Genomic DNA, 18,716 nt, shown 5'->3' with positions numbered 1-18,716 from the left:
CACCCACGGCACCACCAACAGCACCACCAACCTGGCCACCAACACCCACGGCACCACCAACCTGACCACCAACACCCACGGCACCACCAACAGCACCACCAACCTGGCCACCAACACCAACGGCCCCGCCAATTCCGCCTTGCACCCCGATGCCGGCCTCCACACCGATGCCGATGCCCACACCAGCCTGCGCGCCCACACCTACTCCGGTGCCAACGCCGAGGCCGGCGCCCGCACCGATGCCGGCCTGCACACCGAGATCGACGCTCAGGCCGGCTTGCGCACCGACGCCTACCCCGGCGCCGAACCCACCGGTCGGCTCAACGAAGGCCAACCCGGGAGCGACCCCCGGGACCACGTCGGCTCCAGGCTGTGCAACGAGCCCGGCATTGACGCCACTGGCCAGTCCAGCCCCCGCACTGCCGGCAAGGAATCCCGCGTCAGCGGCAATGACGCCAGCATCGCTGGTGACGGCGCCGACGTTGCCGATTACCGGACCGGCGGTGTTCAAGACAGGCCCGGCATCAGGGGCCACAAAGGGGGATAACCCAGCCGTGTCCGAGGTGAAGGGGGTGAGACCGTGCTGGTCGGCCACCGCCTGTCGCAGACCGATGATTGGATCGTCCGACGAGAGCGCCACTCCCGGCACCGCTGTCGCGACGGCCGAGGAAACCTCCGCCGGCGACACGTTGACCAGTCCGGCGTTGGTCATCGCCTGCCCGGGAGCGGCGACAAAAGACCGCGCCGCCTCTTCGTTGCGAAACAGGCTCAGGATGTAGTCCACAAGCGAGGTCATGTCATTCCCCTTCATTTGGAAGCGTTGCAGCTTCTCGCCGCCGTGTGCGGCGCCCTGCAATAAACGTATGGACTTCGCGACTTCCCCGAATCGGGGTCGACTCCCCCAGACTTGGCAAAGCCCCCAGGGGTGAGTCAGGCAAATCCATTAGGGGATTAGGGGGTGATGTGCAAGTCCCTAAAGCACGCGTCGACAAACCGGCAGAGCGGGCATTTGCGCATGTCACCCCGAGCGCTTTGGTGCAAGCGTGCGACGACTAACAGGTGACGAAGGGGTGTTCTCAGCCGTGGATGCCGAAGCCGTGGTGGTCAGGCTGGGCATCGGGTGAGTGCGCGTCGGGGTGAATCACGGAGTGATCCCAGATCCCGGGGTCGTTGACCGCGAAGCTGCCGTGGTCGAAGGCCATTTCAGGCAGCTCACCACCGGTGAGCAATACCGAAGGTTCGTGATGGATAACGTCGGCCGGTTGGGCAGGCACTGCGGGTTCTCCCGGTGCCGGCGCGGCCGGGTGACTGATCACACCGCTCGTCGGACCGTGCTGCGACACGCCCGCCGCCGGAACATGAGGAGTGAACGCATCAAAGGCAGCCGTGGCGGCCCCGCTCGCCCAAACATTGCCATGATCGGCGACCTGCGCGCCTCCACCCCCCACGGACGGCGCGGTCATGGACAGCGAATCCGATACCACGGGAATCAGGTTGTTGACATCTGCGCTGGTCACGTCGGTAAGGTGAGCGTCCGCGATGGCCTGCGCGGGGTTCGCGGCATACCGCGCGGCGGCGTCGGGATCACGCACCAGGGAGATCACGAAGTCGAGCAAGGAATTCGCCACGATCCACCTCCTCGACACATGCCCAACATTTTCGGTACTAGCAAAATGCTATCCACTCAGCAGCAAGCCGTGTTCGGTGCCAACCCCGCCCGCCCCGAGGCATCATTAGGGGGTGTCACGTTAGGGGAATGACGGGGCTACGGGGCCTCGGCTTCAATGTGAGGAGCCGCTGCTGAGCACCAGTAGAGCACAGGGGGCAGGGGAATGACCGACTCGCTTACTTCCTCGGTCGAGTTTCCCCATGCCGCTCGCCAGCTGGTCGAGGACCTCGCCAACGCCCCGACCGAACCGGTTCAGGCCCTGGTCACCGGGGGTGTCGGCACCGGCAAGTCCACGCTGCTGGCCACCGTGCGCGACAACCTGCGCCGCGCCGGCCACACCGTGCTCACCCGTCCCCCGCGGGACGACGACCCGCCCGGCGCCGCGCTCGTCGTCGACGACGCCCACCTGCTAACGGATGCTGACCTGGACCGGCTCACCGAACGAGTCGCCGAAGCCCGGGTTACGGTCGTCGCCGCGGCCGAAGCGCACGAGCAGCGCCCCGCGCTTCGATCCCTGGCGTTGGCGATCGAGCGGGAGCGACCCCGGATATCGCTGGGGGCATCGCCATCCACCGGCCACATATTGGACTGCACAGCAGGTCTGCCCTTCCTCCTGAGCGCGGTCGCTGAGAGCAACCAGGCGCCGGACCATGCGGCCAGGATCGCGCTGACGGCGCGGTTACGTCGCATCGACGAGCCGGTGCTCGACGCCCTTCTCATCATGTCGTTGACCCACGTGTTGGGCGCCGCCGACATCGCTGCGGCACTCGAGATCCCGGTGCCGGAAGCCAGAACTCTCGTCGACCGGGTCCGTGCCGGCGGGCTTGTCGAACCGTCGCATCCACCCAAATTTCTGCGGCTTGTCCACGATGCGGTCGCCCAAACCGTCGGCAATGCACATCACCGAGACATCGAAACGTCGCTGGTGCGTTCCCAACTCGACGTCTCCACGATGTCACCAGACCTCGCGTTGCAGCTGGCCGAACATGGGCTGCGGGACGATCGGCTGGCCGCGATCCTTGCCCGGCACGCAGACGAGACTCGAGCCGAGCCGACCCGAGCCGCGCGCTTGTACCGGGGAGCCGTCCAGGCCGGCGCCGCCGGGCTGACATCCCGATTGGCCGACTCGCTGGCCCTTACCGGCGACTGCTCGGCTGCGACCGCCCTGGCCGACAGTCTGCTCGGCTCGCCGGATTCCGGCGAGCGTGCCGCGGCGGTGCGCATCGCGGCCAGCGTTGCCGCACACGACGGCAACACCGGGCAGGCCGCCGAGTTGTTCGGCTGGCTCGGCGCCTATCCGGACTCGGTGGTCGGATCGGCCGCCGCCATTGTGCTCGCTGCGACGGGTGACTTGGCGGCAGCGCGGGTCGCGTTACGCATGAAAGACTCCGGGCCGCCGACTATGGCCGCGCGCGCCTCCCGCAGTCTTGCCGAAGGTCTACTGCTGACGATGGATCAGCCCTATCCGGCCGCCATGTCCCGGCTGAGTCAGGCGATCGCGGTCGAGCAGCCGTTCGGCGAGGCGTTTCCCGACAGTCCGGCCGCAGTGGTGACCTTGGCCGCCATCCACGGCGGCGATCCGGTGCGGGCCCACAGCGTGATCGGCCGTGCGGTGCGATCCGGCGCGGACGCGCCATTCCTGGCCCGCCACCTGCTGTTGTCCGGCTGGATCAAGATGCAGGACGGGCAGCTGGCCTCGGCCGGCGCCGATGTCGTCGCGGCGACTTCGGGTGTCGAGCTGCATCGCCGCGACGCGCTGTGGGCGTCGGCGCTGCAAACGGCCATCGCTCGTCGCAGCGGTGACACCGGTGCGCTGCAGAAACATTGGTTCGCGGCCATGGAAGTCCTCACCGAATACTCACTCGACCTGTTCGCGTTGCTGCCGCTGGGTGAGTTGTGGGTCGCGTCGGCCCGCATGCACCAGGTGGACCAGCTACAACACAGCCTGGACCAGGCCTTCACCCTGCTGGGCGCGCTGGGCAACCCACCGCTGTGGGCAAACCCTTTGCATTGGGCCGGTGTGCACGCCGCGATCCTGTCCAGCTCGCCGGAATCCGTTGCACCACATGGACAGGCACTGAGCGCCGCGGCCGCCCACAGCAGCCTGGCCTACGCGCTCTCGAATGCCGGCCGGACCTGGCTTCGAGTGCTCGCGAATCAGGTGGAGGTTGACGAGGTCGCTGCCGCGGCACGATCCCTGGCCCACGTCGGGCTGACCTCCGACGCGACCCGCCTGGCCGGTCAGGCCGCGTTGCAGACGCCCGACTCGCGGGTGTCCGGGGCAATGCTCCAACTTGCCCGGGATCTCAAAGTGGGCACCGGTTTTGGCGGTGAGATCCCGGGCGCGACACCCGCGCTGGACGCGGGCCCCCCGGCGCCGCGCCAACCACCGTCTCGGTCACCGCTGTCGGATCGCGAGCGTGAGGTCGCTGAACTGCTACTCCTGGGCATGCCGTACCGCGACATCGGCAACCAGCTCTTCATCTCGGCGAAAACGGTCGAGCACCATGTCGCGCGGATCCGGCGCCGGCTCGGGGCCGGCTCCCGGTCGGAGATGCTGTCGATGCTGCGGAGCATCCTTGTCCCGCAACCCTGAACAACATTCCGCACCCCGCTCAAGTCGCGTTCTGGTGAACACGCCCCTCGCCAAGGCCAGCGGGTGGCGTCGATGTAGAACTGATCACACTCGCCGACCGTCGGGGCTGGTGGTGCGCGCAAACTTAGGTCAGCCTTTCTCGCGGCGAATCCCAAGAAGGTGTCAGTATGGGCTGGTTAAGCAGCAAAGGCGCCTCTAACGCGCGCTGCCTTGTGAGTGACGACGAATTGGGGTGACCTTCCGTGACCACGCAGACGCTCATCCGGCTGGTAGTGGGCCTGGGCATGACCGCGGTCGTGATCCTGTTGGCCCTGAAGCGGGTCTGGTGGTTGTACAAGCTCGTCATGTCCGGGCAGCCGGCGAGCGGCGGACGCACCAACGACATCGGTCAGCGGGTCTGGGCACAGGTCGCCGAGGTGTTCGGTCAGCGTAAGCTGCTCAAGTGGTCGCTGCCCGGGGCCGCCCACTTCTTCACCATGTGGGGCTTTTTCATCCTGCTGACGGTCTACATCGAGGCCTACGGCGTGCTGTTCCAGCCGAGCTTCCACATCCCGATCATCGGTCGTTGGGACGCATTGGGTGCTCTGCAAGACTTCTTCGCACTCGCCGTGCTCACCGGCATCGTCACCTTCGCGATCATCCGGTTGCGCACGGCGCCAAAGGAATACGGCCGCGACTCGCGCTTCTACGGATCGCACACCAGTGGTGCGTGGCTGATCCTGTTCATGATCTTCAACGTCATCTGGACGTACGCGATCTTCCGTGGCGCGTCGGTGAACGCGCTGGGTGACGAGTTCCCTTACGGCAACGGCGCGTTCTTCTCGCACGCCATGGGTTCCCTGCTGCACCCCCTGGGACCCCACGTCAACGAGATCATCGAGACCGTTGCCCTGTTGCTGCACATCGGGGTCATGCTCGCGTTCCTGCTGATCGTGCTGCACTCCAAGCACCTGCACATCTTCCTGGCGCCGATCAACGTCACATTCAAGCGGTTGCCGGACGGTTTGGGACCCCTGCTGCCGATCGAGGCCGACGGCAAGCCGATTGACTTCGAAAACCCGCCGGACGACGCCGAATTCGGCCGCGGCAAGATCGAAGACTTCAGCTGGAAGGGCATGCTGGACTTCGCCACCTGTACCGAGTGTGGTCGATGCCAGTCGCAGTGCCCGGCATGGAACACCGGTAAGCCACTTTCGCCCAAGCTCGTCATCATGGACCTGCGCGACCACTGGATGGCGAAGGCACCGTACATCCTCGGCCAGAAGGAAACTCCCCTCGAAAGCACGCCGGAGGGCGGCCTCGGCGAGGAGTTGCGCGGGGAGAAGCACGACGAGGCGCACCATGTCCCCGAGTCGGGCTTCGGCCGGGTCATGGGCTCGGGTCCCGACCAAGCGACGCGTCCACTGGTTGGCACCGCCGAGCAGGGCGGCGTCATCGATCCGGACGTGCTGTGGTCGTGTGTCACCTGCGGCGCCTGCGTCGAGCAGTGCCCGGTGGACATCGAGCACGTCGACCACATCGTCGACATGCGCCGTTACCAGGTGATGATGGAATCGGAGTTCCCCTCCGAGCTGTCAGTCCTGTTCAAAAACCTTGAGAACAAAGGCAACCCGTGGGGCCAGAACGCCTCGGACCGCACCAGCTGGATCGACGAGGTCGACTTCGACGTCCCGATCTACGGCGAGGACGTCGAGAGCTTCGACGGGTTCGAGTACCTGTTCTGGGTGGGCTGCGCCGGCGCTTACGACGACAAGGCGAAGAAGACCACCAAGGCCGTCGCCGAACTGCTGTCCATCGCCGGGGTCAAGTTCCTGGTGCTGGGTACCGGCGAGACCTGCAACGGCGACTCCGCACGCCGGTCGGGCAACGAATTCCTGTTCCAGCAACTGGCGCAACAAGCCGTCGAGACGCTGGACGGCCTCTTTGAAGGCGTGGAAACCGTCGACCGCAAGATCGTCGTCACGTGCCCGCACTGCTTCAACACCCTGGGCAAGGAATATCGACAGCTCGGCAGCAACTACACCGTGTTGCACCACACCCAGTTGCTGAACCGGCTGGTGCGGGACAACAAGCTGGTCCCGGTCAACGCCGTCTCCCAGGACATCACCTACCACGACCCCTGCTACCTGGGCCGGCACAACAAGGTCTACGAAGCGCCGCGCGAGCTGATCGGGGCGGCGGGTGCCAACCTGACCGAGATGCCCCGCCACGCCGAGCGCAGCTTCTGCTGCGGCGCGGGCGGCGCACGGATGTGGATGGAAGAACACATCGGCAAGCGCATCAACCACGAGCGTGTCGACGAGGCGCTGGCCACCAACGCTGCCACCGTCGCCGTGGCGTGCCCGTTCTGCCGGGTCATGGTCACCGACGGTGTCAACGACCGGCAGGAAGAGGCCGGGCGCAGCGGCGTCGAGGTGCTCGACGTTGCGCAGGTGCTGTTGGGATCGCTCGACCGCGACAGCGTGAAGCTGCCCGAGAAGGGCGCCGCCGCCAAGGAGGCGGAACAGCGTGCCGCCCAGGCCGAAAAGGCCAAGCCGAAGGCCGCGGCGCCGACGGCGCCCGCCGAGGCGGAGCCCGAATCCAGCGCGGAAGAGGTTGCCGAACCGGCCAAGGCACCAGCGGACAAAGCGGCCGCGCCCGTGAAGGGCCTGGGCGTGGCGGGCGGGGCCAAAAAGCCCGGCAAGAAGGCCGCCGCGGCTCCTGCTGGCGAGGCCTCAGCCGCACCCGCCGCTGCCCCCGCGAAGGGGCTCGGCATCGCGGGCGGAGCCAAGCGACCCGGCGCCAAGAAGACCGCGGCTCCGGCCGCCGAGGAGGCCGCGGAGACCCCGCAGGCCGCCGCGACCGAGGCGCCCGCCAAGGGCCTCGGCCTCGCCGCCGGCGCGAAGCGACCCGGCGCCAAGAAGACGGCGGCGGAACCGGCGGCCAAGGCGTCCGAGCCCAAAGAAGGCGAACCGCCGAGGCCCGCTACACCGGTCAAGGGGCTGGGTTTGGCCGCGGGCGCCAAGCGTCCCGGTGAGAAGACCTCAGCCCGTCCTGGTCCGGCGAAGCCTGAAGCCCCGACCGAGAGCGCGGCGGTCCAGGGCGGCGAACCGCCCGCGCCCGCTGAGGAAAAGGCCGAGCCGGCCAAACCCGCCACGCCGGTCAAGGGTCTGGGCATCGCGGCCGGCGCCAAGCGCCCGGGTGCCAAGAAGTCCGCACCCGCCAAGGCCGAGCCGGCACCCGCCGAGGCCGAGCCGGAAGCCACGAAGGCTGAGCCCGAGCCGGCGCCCGCCGCACCGGAAGCAAAGTCCGAGCCCGCGCCCTCCGCCGATGCGAACGGCGACGCCGCGGCAACCGACAAGCCTGCCGAGCCGGTCAAGGGCCTCGGCCTGGCCAAGGGTGCCCGCCCACCGGGCAAGCGCTGATCACGGTTTAACACCGATCAGCAAATATCGGTGGACAGTGATGGGACGATGGTTGACGTGACTACCCACCAGCTGCCCGTGCACACCTCTGGCCACCATCGGCAGCGGGCGTTCGCGCAGTCGTCCAAGCTCCAGGACGTCCTGTACGAAATCCGCGGCCCGGTACACGCCCACGCCGCGCGGCTGGAAGCCGAAGGGCACCGCATCCTGAAGCTGAACATCGGCAATCCGGCGCCGTTCGGCTTCGAGGCACCCGACGTGATCATGCGCGACATGATCCAAGCGCTCCCCTACGCGCAGGGCTATTCGGACTCCAAGGGCATCCTGTCGGCCCGGCGGGCAGTCGTTACCCGCTACGAGGTCATCGACGGGTTCCCACGGTTCGACGTCGACGACGTCTACCTCGGCAACGGGGTTTCCGAACTGATCACGATGACCCTGCAGGCGCTGCTGGACAACGGCGACCAGGTGTTGATCCCGGCGCCGGATTACCCACTGTGGACGGCGTCGACATCGCTGGCAGGCGGCACCCCCGTGCACTACCTGTGCGACGAGACGCAGGACTGGCAACCCGATATCGCCGACCTGGAGTCCAAGATCACCGAGCGCACCAAGGCGCTGGTGGTGATCAACCCAAACAACCCGACCGGCGCGGTGTACGGCCGCGAAATCCTCAGCCAGATGGTCGATTTGGCGCGTAAGCACCAGCTGCTGCTACTCGCCGACGAAATCTACGACAAGATCCTCTACGACGACGCCAAGCACATCAGCGTGGCTTCCCTTGCGCCCGACATGCTGTGCCTCACGTTCAACGGCCTGTCCAAGGCCTACCGGGTTGCCGGATACCGCGCCGGTTGGCTGGCGATCACCGGCCCTAAGGACCACGCCAGCAGCTTCATCGAGGGCATCAGCCTGCTGGCCAACATGCGGCTGTGCCCAAATGTCCCTGCGCAGCACGCGATTCAGGTCGCGCTCGGCGGCCACCAGAGCATCGAGGATCTGGTGCTGCCCGGCGGCCGACTGCTCGAGCAGCGCGACGTCGCGTGGCAGAAGTTGAACGAGATCCCCGGGGTGTCCTGCACCAAGCCCGAAGGCGCGCTGTATGCGTTTCCGCGACTCGACCCAGAGGTCTACGACATCGAGGACGACGAGCAGCTGGTACTGGACCTGTTGCTGCAGGAGAAGATCCTGGTAACCCAGGGCACCGGATTCAATTGGCCTGCACCGGATCACCTGCGTATCGTCACGCTGCCCTGGGCCCGTGATCTGGCGGCCGCGATCGACCGCCTCGGCAACTTCTTGGTCAGTTACCGCCAGTGATTTGAGGCGTATGCCTCATGTTCTGCACCGGTCGTAGCGGCGACCATTTCCACACCTTCGTGGAAATGGAGACGTCACATGTCCTTCGTGATCGCAGCACCGGAGTACCTCGCAGCAGCGGCATCAGACTTGAGCGGTATTGGTTCCGCGCTGAATGAAGCGAACGCGGCCGCGGCCGCCCGGACCACCACCGTGCTGGCGGCGGCGGCCGATGAGGTGTCGGTTGCGCTGTCCGCGCTGTTCTCCGGGCATGCCCAGCAATATCAGGCGCTGAGCGCCCAAGTAGCCGCGTTTCACGAGGACTTCGTGCGGGCCTTGACCGCGGGTGCGGGCTCCTATGCCAACGCCGAAGCCGCCGCAGTTTCCCCGCTGCAGGAAGCGCTGAACGTGATCAATGCGCCGTTTCAGACCCTGCTGGGTCGGCCGCTGATCGGCAACGGCGTTGACGGGGCGGCAGGGACGGGCGCCAACGGCGGGGCCGGTGGGCTGCTGATCGGCAACGGCGGCGCCGGCGGATCTGGCGGTACTGGCATGCGGGGTGGCAATGGCGGGGCAGCGGGACTGTTCGGCAACGGCGGGGCCGGCGGGGCTGGCGGCAACATCGCGAACGCCAACGCCCCGGCCGGTGGCGCCGGAGGTGCGGGCGGGCTGTTGTTCGGCAACGGCGGGGTCGGCGGTACCGGCGGAAGTTCGAACCTTGGCACGGGTGGGGCCGGTGGGGCGGGCGGCGCCGGTGGCCTATTCGGCAACGGTGGTGCCGGCGGCGACGGCGGGACCTCCGCGACCGGAATCAGCGGCGGACAGGGCGGCGCCGGCGGAGCGGCTGGGCTGTTTGGCGACGGTGGCACCGGCGGGGCCGGCGGTAAGTCGGGCGGCACCAGCGGCGGCGCCGGCGGTGCGGGCGGAGCTGGCGGCATCCTGGGCGGCTCCGGCGGCGACGGCGGAATCGGTGGGCGGGGCAGCACAGGCGGTGGCGACGGCGGGGCCGGCGGCAACGCCGGTGCGCTTTACGGTTCCGCCGGTGACGGTGGGACCGGCGGGATCGGCAACACCGGCGGCGGGGTTGGCGGGCGAGGAGGAAATGCTACCGGCCTGTTCGGTGCCGGCGGTGCTGGTGGCACCGGCGGATTCGGCGGTGCGGCCGGCGGATTCGGCGGCTCCGGCGGCAACGGTGGCCTGCTTTTCGGTGATGGCGGCGCTGGGGGTGTGGGCGGCGGCGGGGGCACCTTCGGCGGGGTCGGCGGTGCCGGCGGCAGCGCGGGGCAACTCTGGGGCGACGGCGGGGCGGGCGGGCTTGGCGGCTCGGGCAACGTGTTCGGCGGCAGTGGCGGCGTCGGCGGCAAGGCGGGCGCGATCGGCAACGGCGGCGACGGCGGTGACGGCGGCAGCGCGGGGCCCGCAGGAACGACCGGCGGTAAGGGCGGTGCCGGCGGAGCAGCCGTCCTGCTCGGCAACGGCGGCAGCGGCGGCAACGGTGGCACCGGCAACTACACCGGGCAACCTGGCGCCGGCGGCGCCGGCGGCGCGCTATATGGCTTCGCGGGTCCCAATGGGCGGCCGTAGCCGCTAATCAGTTGCGCTGCAACAACTCCAGCAGGTAGCTACCGTACCCGGACTTCACCAGCGCACTGGCTCGCTGCGCCAATTCCTCGTCGGTGATCCAGCCTCGCCGCCACGCAACTTCCTCGGGCACACTGACTTTCAAGCCCTGCCGCAATTCCAGCGTGCGGACGAAGTCGGACGCGTCCAGCAATGAGTCGAACGTGCCGGTGTCCAGCCAGGCCGTGCCGCGGGCCATCACCTCGACCGACAATCGGCCCCGATCCAAGTAGATCTGGTTGACCTCGGTAATCTCGTATTCCCCGCGCGCCGACTTCTTCAGCCCCTTGGCTATCTCGACCACGTCGTTGTCGTAGAAGTACAGGCCCGGCACCGCATAGTGAGACTTTGGGGTTTCCGGCTTCTCCTCCAGCGACACCGCCATGCCGTCGGCATCGAATTCGACGACGCCGTACGCCGACGGATTAGCCACCCAGTAGGCGAAAACCGCGCCGCCGCTGATGGTTTGAAAGCGGCTCAGGCTGGTGCCGAGGCCGGGGCCGTAGAAGATGTTGTCGCCCAACACCAAAGCCACCGAGTCACCGCCGATGTGGTGGGCGCCGAGGACGAAGGCCTGCGCCAGACCGTCCGGACTGTCCTGGGTAACCCAGCTGAGGTTGATCCCGAACTGGCTGCCGTCGCCCAGGAGCCGACGAAATCCGGCCGCGTCGTGCGGAGTGGTGATCACCAGGATGTCGCGAATGCCCGCCATCATCAGCGTGGACAGCGGGTAGTAGACCATGGGCTTGTCGTACACCGGCAGCAACTGCTTGCTGATGCCCATAGTGATCGGGTGTAAGCGCGTGCCCGAACCGCCGGCCAAGATGATGCCGCGCATAACTGGCTCCTTAAGCTCAGTCGACCCGGTCGTCTTCGGTCAGTTCGGTTGCCGCCAGAGCCGAGGCCAGATCCTCGTGTCGGAACACCGCCGTGACGTGATCGCGCACCACCCGGAAGGCTGATGCCGCGGTTGCGGCAGTGAAGGGCTTGTTTCGGTCGCTGATGTTCTGTTCGACGACCACGATGCCGTCGTGCACATACATCCGGCCCAGTTCGGTCCGCGCAGTGAGTGAGGCGGCCCACCTGCGCAGGGCATCATGCCCTTGGCCAGCCCCGTGCGCGTCACCGATGTCGATGTCATCGCTGGACAAGGCCACCAAGGTTTCGATGTCGGAGCTGTTGAGAGCGTCATGCCAAGCCAGCACGGTGGCGATCTCCGATGTGGTCATGGTCTGCAAGTCTAAAGAGGCGTGCGATCCAACCATCTTTGCCATACGGACTCGTCACCGAACAACGCGATACCGGTGTCGCCGAGCGGGACCCGGCGCGTCATCGCCAACAGCAACTCGGTGGCCGGACCGCGCAGCGCGACGGTGCCCTTGCCATGCTCGTGCGCCCAGGTGACTGCGCCCTCATCGAGGCGGATCGTCCATTCGCCGTCCGAATCCAGGCCCGGATCGGTGGCATGCAAATGCACCGTATCGCCGCCCTCGAGCGGCAGCTCCGCGCCATCGGCTCCGGCCCGAATCGCGATGCGCTCCAAGAACTCCTCGATCCCGTCGGCCGCCACCACGGGTTCGAGGGCGAAGTCGGCGCCGAGCGCGAGGGCGGCATCCGCGCGGTGCACCGCGTTCTCGTGCAGTCGACGGCGGATCCACCAGTTCGCGGGCCGCGGACCAAGGAAGGTCCACACCGGTGTCTCAACGCCGGTCAGTTCGACCGCGTCGACCAGTCGCCGCGCGCCGCCGTTCAACCAGGAGATCGCGTCGTCGAGGTCTGGCGGTGGCTTGCCGCCCTCGACGCTGCGGAAGTCCAAGAAGCTGTCCATCCGGTCGCGCACGATCTGCGCGGCCCACCGGTCGCCTCGACCGACATGGCGGAAGAGTTGCCCGATGGTCCAGCCCGGGCAGGTCGGTACCGGCGTAGCTTGATCGGCGGTGCGGATCAGTTCCCCGAACGCGCGGGTTTCCTTCAGATAGGCCGACGCGTAATCCACCGGGATGACGCTACTCGCCGCGTCAGTAGGCCGATACGGCGTTGGCTTGCGCCCAGGCCTTCTCCGCGTCCGAGCCGCCCGGTGGCGGGGCAATGCCGTTGATCATCCAGAGGTCCTCGCTGGTTTCGTCGACGTGGAACTCCCAATGCAGGTCAGGGTGGGCCTCGACGAAAGGTGTCATCAGCCAATTGATCCAGCGGGCGATACGCTGGCGATCGGCTTTGTCAGCGGCGCGCCGGGCGATGTGGTCGATGACGACGCGCAGACCTACCGGGGTGGGCTCGCCGCCGACATGGAAGTCCTCAGGGCGGATCTCATTGAAGATGGTGATCACATAGAAGCGCGGCAAGCCCGCCTTCTCGTAGTGATCGGTGATCCGGGCCGACAGCTCGCGCTTATCCTCGTCGCTGATCAGCCCCGGCGTGTGGTGAATCATCCACAATGGCATGACGATTCCTTTCCGGTCCTTTTCCTGTCAGTTCGACTATTGCGCCAGCGAGAAATTCAGGTTCTCCACGGGCCCAGACAGGACGGCCTTGACGTTGATGGTCACGTCGTCGGTGAGCACCTCGACGGCGCCGGCCTCCAGGCCGTCCACGATGCGCTTGGCAATCTCGGCCGGTGTCGCCTTCTGCAGCGGAAGCGCGGAAACCATGTCGGTGTCGATGAACCCGGCATGCACCCCGACCACCTGCGTGTGTTGCGCCGCGAGTTCCTCCCGCAGCGAGTTCGTCACCGACCAGATCGCGGCCTTGGACGCGCCGTAGGCTCCGCTTCCGGCCAGCCAGGACAGCACCGAGTGCACGTTGACCACCGCGCCGCCACCGTTGGCCGCCAGGATCGGCGCAAACGCCCGCGTCACGCGCAGCGGCCCAAAGACGTTGGTGTCAAAGGTTTCCGAGATGGACTCGAATTTGCCGGTCAGCAGCGAATCGGGAATCAGGACGCCGGCGTTGTTGATCACGATGTCGGCATCGCCGGCGATCTCAGCGAGCGCGGCCACGGATTCTTCGGAACCCACCTCGAGCTGGTGGGTCACCACTTCGGGCCGCTCGTCGGTGAACGGGGACCTGGCCGTGGAGTACACCTTGCGCGCGCCGCGGGCCAGCACCTCGTCGACCAGGGCCGCACCCAGCCCGCGCCGGCCACCCGTGACTACCACCACCTTGTTCGCTACTGCAACCATCGAACCGCTCCCTTACCTGAATAACGACTACGTTAGTCAGATACAATCATTGTAGGCTGAGTAATGCAAGCGTTAGTCATGTGAGGTGGGCCATGGAGTTCGAGAACAAGCTGCGCGATCGGCAGCAGTGGTCGATCGGTGACGGGTGCTCCATGGCGAAAGTCCTCGACCTACTCAGCACCAAGACCGCCTTTCTGGTCATCCGTGAATGCTTCTATGGCACAACGCGGTTCGAGGACTTCGTCGAGCGCATCGGCACCTCCGCGCCGGCCGTATCGCGGGCGATCAAGCAGCTGGAGTCCGCTGGGATTCTCACCAGGGTGCCCTACCAGGAACCGGGCAAGCGGGCCCGCGACGAGTATCGGCTGACCCCGGCGGGCCGGGACCTGCTGCCGGTGTTCCTGTCGTTGATGCAGTGGGGTGACAAGCACCTGCAGAACGGCCAGGGCCCGCTGCGGTTCGTGGCCGCCGACACGGGCCGGCCGGTACGTGTGCGTCTGACCGACGATCCCGATGCCTCCGCGTCGGGGCCAGACGACATCGAGATCCGGTTCAACCCCGGCTTCCGGACCCGCGCCCGACGGGCCCAGTGAATTGCTTGCTTCATCGCCACGCACCGAGCGGATACTGTTCGACCGTGGACGCGATAGCCATTCAGGACCGGCTGTTCCCGACGATGACCTGCTTCGGGTGCGGGCCGGCCAACCCGCGCGGCCTTCGCCTGAAGAGCTACCTGGCCGATGGGCACGTCAAGGCGACGTTCGCGCCGTGGCCCGAGCACGACAACGGTTTGGGTTTCCTCAACGGGGGCATCATCGCCACGCTGCTGGACTGCCACACCGCCGCCGGTGTGATGAATGAGGCTGCGGAACGGGGCTGGGATGCCCCGCCCGGGGCACTACTGCCCTTCGTGACCGCCGGCATCGACGTTCGCTATTTGCGCCCCAGTCCGCTGGACAACGAGATCGAGCTGAAGGCGGTCATCGTCAAATCCTCGGAGGCCGAGATCGTCTGCGACGCCGAGCTGGTTTATGACGGCAAGACCCGCGCCACGGGTCACGCCGTCTGGAAGCGGTGGCGCGCGCGTTAGGCGTATTCACCGGAGCCGCCCAGAGGCCGTAACGTCTCTGGCATGCGCACCCATGGGTGGGGCGGTGCCAAGCCCGCGACCGACGAAGAGGCGATCGAACGCATCCTCGATGCCGCGAGCCAGGCCATCGATGAGCGTGGCGGTGACATGCGGATCGCCGACGTGGCTCGAAGCCTGGGGGTTTCGCGGCAGACCGTCTACAACTACTTCCCCGGTACGAACACCCTCATCGAGGCTGCCGCCACTCGATCCAGCATGCGGTTCCTGGACAGGCTGGCCGAGCACCTGGCCGGCATGACCGATCCCGTGGGCGCGCTCGTCGAAAGCCTGGCGTTCACCCTGGAGTGGTTGCCCGACGACAAACACGTGCAGCTGATGCTGGTGCACAACTTCGCCAAGGCATCCACGGGCGTGACCTCAGAGCTGGGGATCAGGTTCGGCCACGGACTGCTGGCCGGTCTGGACGTCGACTGGGCATCGCTTGGCCTCACCGACGCCGACCTCGACGACCTGGCGGAATACACGCTGCGAATTCTGCAGTCCTTCATGATCGACCCGGGCCGCCCGCCGCGCACCGGTGAAGTGCTGCGCGCCTATCTGCGACGTTGGGTGGCGCCGGTCCTGATGGCCGAGATCGCCAGCCATCGGGTGTGATGCATCGGCGGTTTGACAATTTGGGTAAGCTGTCCAGTCAAGTGAGGTGATGGCATTGACATTCGACACAGTGGTCGAAAACGGCAGGTGGTTCGACGGTACCGGAGGACCCTCGGCGATCCGCAACATCGGCATTCGCGACGGCCGGGTGGCCGCCGTGTCACCGACACCGCTGGACACCGACGGCTGCCCGAATGTCATTGACGCCGAAGGAAAGTGGGTGATCCCCGGCATCATCGATATCCACACCCACTACGACGCCGAAGTGCTGGCGGCGCCCGCGCTCTCGGAGTCGCTTCGACACGGCGTGACCACCATCGTGATGGGGTCGTGCTCGCTGTCCACCGTGCACGTCGACGCTGGCGAGGCTGCCGACCTGTTCGGCCGGGTGGAGGCCATTCCGCACGAGCACGTGGTGCGCATCGTCGGTGAGCGCAAGACGTGGAACAGCGCGCAGGAGTACATCGAGGCGTTGGAGTCGTTGCCACTCGGACCGAACGTGACGGCGTTCATCGGCCACTCTGACATGCGGACCGCGGTGATGGGCCTGGACCGTGCCACCCGCAAAGATGTCCGGCCCACCGCGGACGAGCTGGCCCGCATGGAGCGGATGCTGACCGAGGCGCTGGATGCCGGGTTTATCGGAATGTCCTCGCAGCAGCTGCTTTTCGACAAGATCGACGGTGACACCTGCCGGTCGCGGACGCTGCCCTCGACGTATGCCAAGCGCCGGGAGTTGACGCGGCTGAAGACGCTGTTGCGTCGAGCCGGCCGTGCGCTGCAGTCCGGCCCCGACATCTCCCACCCGCAGAACATCGTCTCCCAGGCGCTGCAGTCGCTCGGTATTCGTCGGCCGCTGCTGAAAACCAGCCTGCTGGCCGCGGCCGACATGAAGTCGGCACCGGGAACCATCTGGCTGACCAGCGGGCTCGCGGCCTTCGTCAACCGGTTCGGCGGCGACTTCCGCTTCCAGCATCTACCCGTGCCGTTCGAGGTGTACGCCGACGGGATCGACCTGGTGGTGTTCGAGGAGTTCGGCGCCGGAGCGGCGGCGCTACATCTCAAGGACGAGGTCGAGCGCAACGAGTTGCTACGGGACGAGAACTACCGCAGGCAATTCCGCAAGGACTACGACAGCAAGTTTGGTCCCCGCGCCTGGCACCGGGACTTCTTCGACGCAGAGATCGTCTCCTGCCCCGACGAATCGGTGGTCGGCAAGTCGTTCGGTCAGGTCGGAGTGGAACGCGGGGGCCTGCACCCCGTCGACGCGTTCCTCGACCTGGTCCTTGAGCACGGAACCGCGATCCGCTGGCGCACAACGATTTCCAATCACCGGCCGCAGATGCTGCGTCGGCTGGCCCAGATGAAGGGCCTGCAGATCGGCTTCTCCGACGCGGGAGCGCACCTGCGCAACATGGCGTTCTACAACTCCGGGCTGCGGCTGCTCCGCCACGTCCGGGACGCCGCAAACGAAGGCCGGCCGTTCCTGTCTGTCGAGCAGGCGGTACACCGGCTGACCGGTGAGCTTGCCGACTGGTACGGGATCGACGCCGGCCATCTGCGGGTGGGCGACTGGGCCGACCTGGTGGTCATCGACCCCGATCGCCTCGACGGGTCGCTGGACTCCTATCACGAAGCGGAAATCGATGTCTACGACGGGCTTTCGCGGATGGTGAACCGGAACGACGCGACGGTGAAGTCGGTGTTCGTCTCCGGGCGCGAAGTGTTCCGGGACGGCAGGGCTACCGAGATCCTCGGACGCGAGCGCACCGGCGGGTTCCTGCGCGCCGACGCCCAACCCCGCAACGTGCCCGTCCCGGTTAGCGTGTAGGTCGTCGGGCACCAAGCCGGAACACGCGCCAACCCGCGCGCTCCCACTTCGCCACATCGAGGCAATTGCGTCCATCGACGATCACCCTGGCGCGCACATGGTCGGCGAGGGCATCGGGGTTGAGCTCAACGAACTCGCGCCATTCGGTCAGCACCAGGACGGCATCGGCGCGTTCGCAGGCCTCTTCGACGGAAACCGCGTAGTTCAGGGTGGGAAACAGCCGGTTCGCGTTGTCCAGGGCCTTCGGGTCGTACACGTTGACCGCCGCCCCGTTGAGCTGCAATTGACCCGCCACGTTCAACGCGGGCGAGTCGCGTACATCGTCGGACTCGGGCTTGAATGCCGCGCCGAGCACCGCGATGTTGGCGCCCAGCAGCGAGCCGCCGCAAGCAGCACTGGCAAGTTCGACCATCCGGGTTCGGCGTCGCATGTTGATGCTGTCCACTTCGCGAAGGAAGGTCAGCGCCTGGTCGGCGCCCAGCTCGCCGGCCCGGGCCATGAATGCGCGGATGTCCTTGGGCAGGCAACCGCCGCCGAACCCCAAGCCCGCGTTGAGGCATTGGCGTCCGATGCGGGGGTCGTAGCCCAGCGCGTCGGCCAGCACGCTGACGTCGGCTCCGGCTGCCTCGCACACTTCGGAGATGGCGTTGATGAACGAAATCTTCGTTGCCAGAAACGCGTTCGCGGAGACCTTGACCAATTCCGCGGTCTGCAGATCGGTCACCAGGAACGGCACATCCGTGGCCAGCAACCGGCCGTACACCTCTCGCACCGCGGCTTCCGCCCGCAACGAATCCTCCTGCACCCCAAGCACAATGCGGTCCGGGTTCAGGGTGTCGTGCACCGCGTAACCCTCCCGCAAGAATTCGGGGTTCCAAGCGATCTCGACGTCGACACCAGGCGGCGCCAGCGCGGCGGCTCGCCGGGCCAGTTCAGCGGCGGTGCCGACCGGAACCGTCGACTTGCCGACCAGTACCGACGGCCTCGTCAGCCGGGGCACCAGAGCGTCGATGACGGCATGCACATGCCGTAGGTCGGCGCCATATTCGCCCTTCTTCTGCGGAGTGCCGACACCGAGGAAATGGACGTCGGCGAACTCGGCAGCCATGTCGTAGTCGGTGGTGAAGCGCAACCGTCCCGCAGCGAGGTTGGCGGTCAACAGCTTTCGCAGGCCGGGCTCGTAGAAGGGAATGTCGCCCCCGGCAAGCTTGGCGACTTTGCCGGGGTCGATGTCGACTCCGACCACCTCGTGTCCCAGCTCCGCCATGCCCACGGCGTGGGTGGCGCCCAGGTAGCCGGTACCAAAGACGGTGCAGCGCATACCACCGTGTGTAGGTGGCCGCAATGAGCGCACCGCATCGCGACGCTGAA

The 18,716-nt window shown here is 67.0% G+C and carries 16 protein-coding genes and 1 pseudogene; 9 read left to right on the top strand and 8 right to left on the bottom strand.

Translation table 11 applies throughout. The features are described 5' to 3' along the window. Positions 1–547 (top strand): hypothetical protein (locus BN972_RS00845; RefSeq protein ID WP_036351753.1); only part of this gene is annotated, 547 nt, incomplete at its 5' end. Between the two features lie 108 nt (positions 548–655). On the opposite strand, the pseudogene BN972_RS31075 reads toward BN972_RS00845, so the two are convergent. Beyond that, a pseudogene (locus tag BN972_RS31075) lies at positions 656–796 on the bottom strand (IniB N-terminal domain-containing protein); the annotation flags it as partial. Positions 797–1,076: 280 nt separating this feature from the next. Beyond that, a complete protein-coding gene (locus BN972_RS00840) occupies positions 1,077–1,628 on the bottom strand; it encodes an Rv0340 family IniB-related protein (RefSeq protein ID WP_036351749.1) in 552 nt (183 codons plus the stop codon). Between the two features lie 204 nt (positions 1,629–1,832). On the opposite strand from BN972_RS00840, the gene iniR reads away from it, so the two are divergent. From iniR to BN972_RS00820, 4 genes are all read left to right on the top strand, one after another. Next, the gene (gene iniR / locus BN972_RS00835; RefSeq protein ID WP_036351746.1) at positions 1,833–4,265 is read left to right on the top strand and encodes an isoniazid response ATPase/transcriptional regulator IniR; all 2,433 of its coding nucleotides are present in this window, start codon (positions 1,833–1,835) and stop codon (positions 4,263–4,265) included. A 242-nt stretch (positions 4,266–4,507) separates the two neighbouring features. Further along, positions 4,508–7,669: a heterodisulfide reductase-related iron-sulfur binding cluster gene (locus BN972_RS00830; RefSeq protein ID WP_036351743.1), complete on the top strand. Its 3,162-nt coding sequence runs from the start codon at positions 4,508–4,510 to the stop codon at positions 7,667–7,669. 30 nt (positions 7,670–7,699) lie between these two features. After that, on the top strand, positions 7,700–8,989 hold the full coding sequence (locus BN972_RS00825; RefSeq protein WP_036351740.1) for a pyridoxal phosphate-dependent aminotransferase: 1,290 nt from the start codon (positions 7,700–7,702) through the stop codon (positions 8,987–8,989). Positions 8,990–9,067: 78 nt separating this feature from the next. Further along, positions 9,068–10,552 carry a PE family protein gene (locus tag BN972_RS00820; protein ID WP_036351737.1) on the top strand — a complete coding sequence of 495 codons (1,485 nt, stop codon included), beginning with the start codon at positions 9,068–9,070 and terminating at the stop codon, positions 10,550–10,552. 7 nt (positions 10,553–10,559) lie between these two features. Here the strand turns inward: BN972_RS00820 and rfbA are convergent, their stop codons facing one another. From rfbA to BN972_RS00795, 5 genes are read right to left on the bottom strand one after another with little or no spacing between them, the layout of a single operon-like run. After that, positions 10,560–11,426 (bottom strand): glucose-1-phosphate thymidylyltransferase RfbA, encoded by an 867-nt coding sequence (gene rfbA, locus BN972_RS00815; protein WP_036351734.1) that lies wholly within the window; start codon positions 11,424–11,426, stop codon positions 10,560–10,562. A 16-nt stretch (positions 11,427–11,442) separates the two neighbouring features. Then, positions 11,443–11,817 (bottom strand): nuclear transport factor 2 family protein, encoded by a 375-nt coding sequence (locus BN972_RS00810; RefSeq protein WP_036356164.1) that lies wholly within the window; start codon positions 11,815–11,817, stop codon positions 11,443–11,445. An 11-nt stretch (positions 11,818–11,828) separates the two neighbouring features. Further along, positions 11,829–12,584, bottom strand: coding sequence for a maleylpyruvate isomerase family mycothiol-dependent enzyme (locus BN972_RS00805; RefSeq protein WP_036351732.1), 756 nt, complete (start codon positions 12,582–12,584; stop codon positions 11,829–11,831). A gap of 22 nt (positions 12,585–12,606) precedes the next feature. Continuing rightward, complete coding sequence (locus BN972_RS00800) at positions 12,607–13,032, bottom strand: tautomerase family protein (RefSeq protein WP_036351729.1); 426 nt, start codon at positions 13,030–13,032, stop codon at positions 12,607–12,609. A gap of 36 nt (positions 13,033–13,068) precedes the next feature. After that, a complete protein-coding gene (locus BN972_RS00795) occupies positions 13,069–13,770 on the bottom strand; it encodes an SDR family oxidoreductase (RefSeq protein WP_036351725.1) in 702 nt (233 codons plus the stop codon). A gap of 92 nt (positions 13,771–13,862) precedes the next feature. Here BN972_RS00795 and BN972_RS00790 point away from each other — a divergent pair, with 92 nt between their 5' ends. The 4 genes from BN972_RS00790 to BN972_RS00775 are packed head-to-tail and all read left to right on the top strand — an operon-like array spanning position 13,863 to position 17,345. After that, positions 13,863–14,363, top strand: coding sequence for a winged helix-turn-helix transcriptional regulator (locus tag BN972_RS00790; RefSeq protein ID WP_036351723.1), 501 nt, complete (start codon positions 13,863–13,865; stop codon positions 14,361–14,363). Between the two features lie 44 nt (positions 14,364–14,407). Next, complete coding sequence (locus tag BN972_RS00785) at positions 14,408–14,860, top strand: PaaI family thioesterase (RefSeq protein WP_036351721.1); 453 nt, start codon at positions 14,408–14,410, stop codon at positions 14,858–14,860. A gap of 42 nt (positions 14,861–14,902) precedes the next feature. Further along, the gene (locus BN972_RS00780) at positions 14,903–15,514 is read left to right on the top strand and encodes a TetR/AcrR family transcriptional regulator (protein ID WP_036351719.1); all 612 of its coding nucleotides are present in this window, start codon (positions 14,903–14,905) and stop codon (positions 15,512–15,514) included. 55 nt (positions 15,515–15,569) lie between these two features. After that, entirely contained in the window at positions 15,570–17,345 is a 1,776-nt protein-coding gene (locus BN972_RS00775; protein ID WP_036356161.1) for an N-acyl-D-amino-acid deacylase family protein, read from the top strand. Here the strand turns inward: BN972_RS00775 and BN972_RS00770 are convergent. Beyond that, the gene (locus BN972_RS00770) at positions 17,335–18,666 is read right to left on the bottom strand and encodes a UDP-glucose dehydrogenase family protein (RefSeq protein ID WP_036351717.1); all 1,332 of its coding nucleotides are present in this window, start codon (positions 18,664–18,666) and stop codon (positions 17,335–17,337) included. The two genes, BN972_RS00775 and BN972_RS00770, sit on opposite strands and share 11 nt — an antisense overlap. Positions 18,667–18,716: the final 50 nt, after the last annotated feature.

The organism is Mycobacterium asiaticum DSM 44297, assembly GCF_000613245.1.
GTDB lineage: Bacteria > Actinomycetota > Actinomycetes > Mycobacteriales > Mycobacteriaceae > Mycobacterium > Mycobacterium asiaticum.
The sequence above is the reverse complement of the archived record's forward strand: the minus strand, read 5'-3'. Positions and strand labels throughout refer to the sequence as shown.

What these genes read in the sequence shown, in the direction of transcription:
- BN972_RS00790 (WP_036351723.1), top strand. Translation starts at nt 13,863, where the DNA reads ATGGAGTTCGAGAACAAGCTGCGCGATCGGCAGCAGTGGTCGATCGGT.
- BN972_RS00795 (WP_036351725.1), bottom strand. Translation starts at nt 13,770, where the DNA reads ATGGTTGCAGTAGCGAACAAGGTGGTGGTAGTCACGGGTGGCCGGCGC.
- BN972_RS00810 (WP_036356164.1), bottom strand. Translation starts at nt 11,817, where the DNA reads ATGACCACATCGGAGATCGCCACCGTGCTGGCTTGGCATGACGCTCTC.
- rfbA (WP_036351734.1), bottom strand. Translation starts at nt 11,426, where the DNA reads ATGCGCGGCATCATCTTGGCCGGCGGTTCGGGCACGCGCTTACACCCG.
- BN972_RS00780 (WP_036351719.1), top strand. Translation starts at nt 14,903, where the DNA reads ATGCGCACCCATGGGTGGGGCGGTGCCAAGCCCGCGACCGACGAAGAG.
- BN972_RS00800 (WP_036351729.1), bottom strand. Translation starts at nt 13,032, where the DNA reads ATGCCATTGTGGATGATTCACCACACGCCGGGGCTGATCAGCGACGAG.
- iniR (WP_036351746.1), top strand. Translation starts at nt 1,833, where the DNA reads ATGACCGACTCGCTTACTTCCTCGGTCGAGTTTCCCCATGCCGCTCGC.
- BN972_RS00820 (WP_036351737.1), top strand. Translation starts at nt 9,068, where the DNA reads ATGTCCTTCGTGATCGCAGCACCGGAGTACCTCGCAGCAGCGGCATCA.
- BN972_RS00770 (WP_036351717.1), bottom strand. Translation starts at nt 18,666, where the DNA reads ATGCGCTGCACCGTCTTTGGTACCGGCTACCTGGGCGCCACCCACGCC.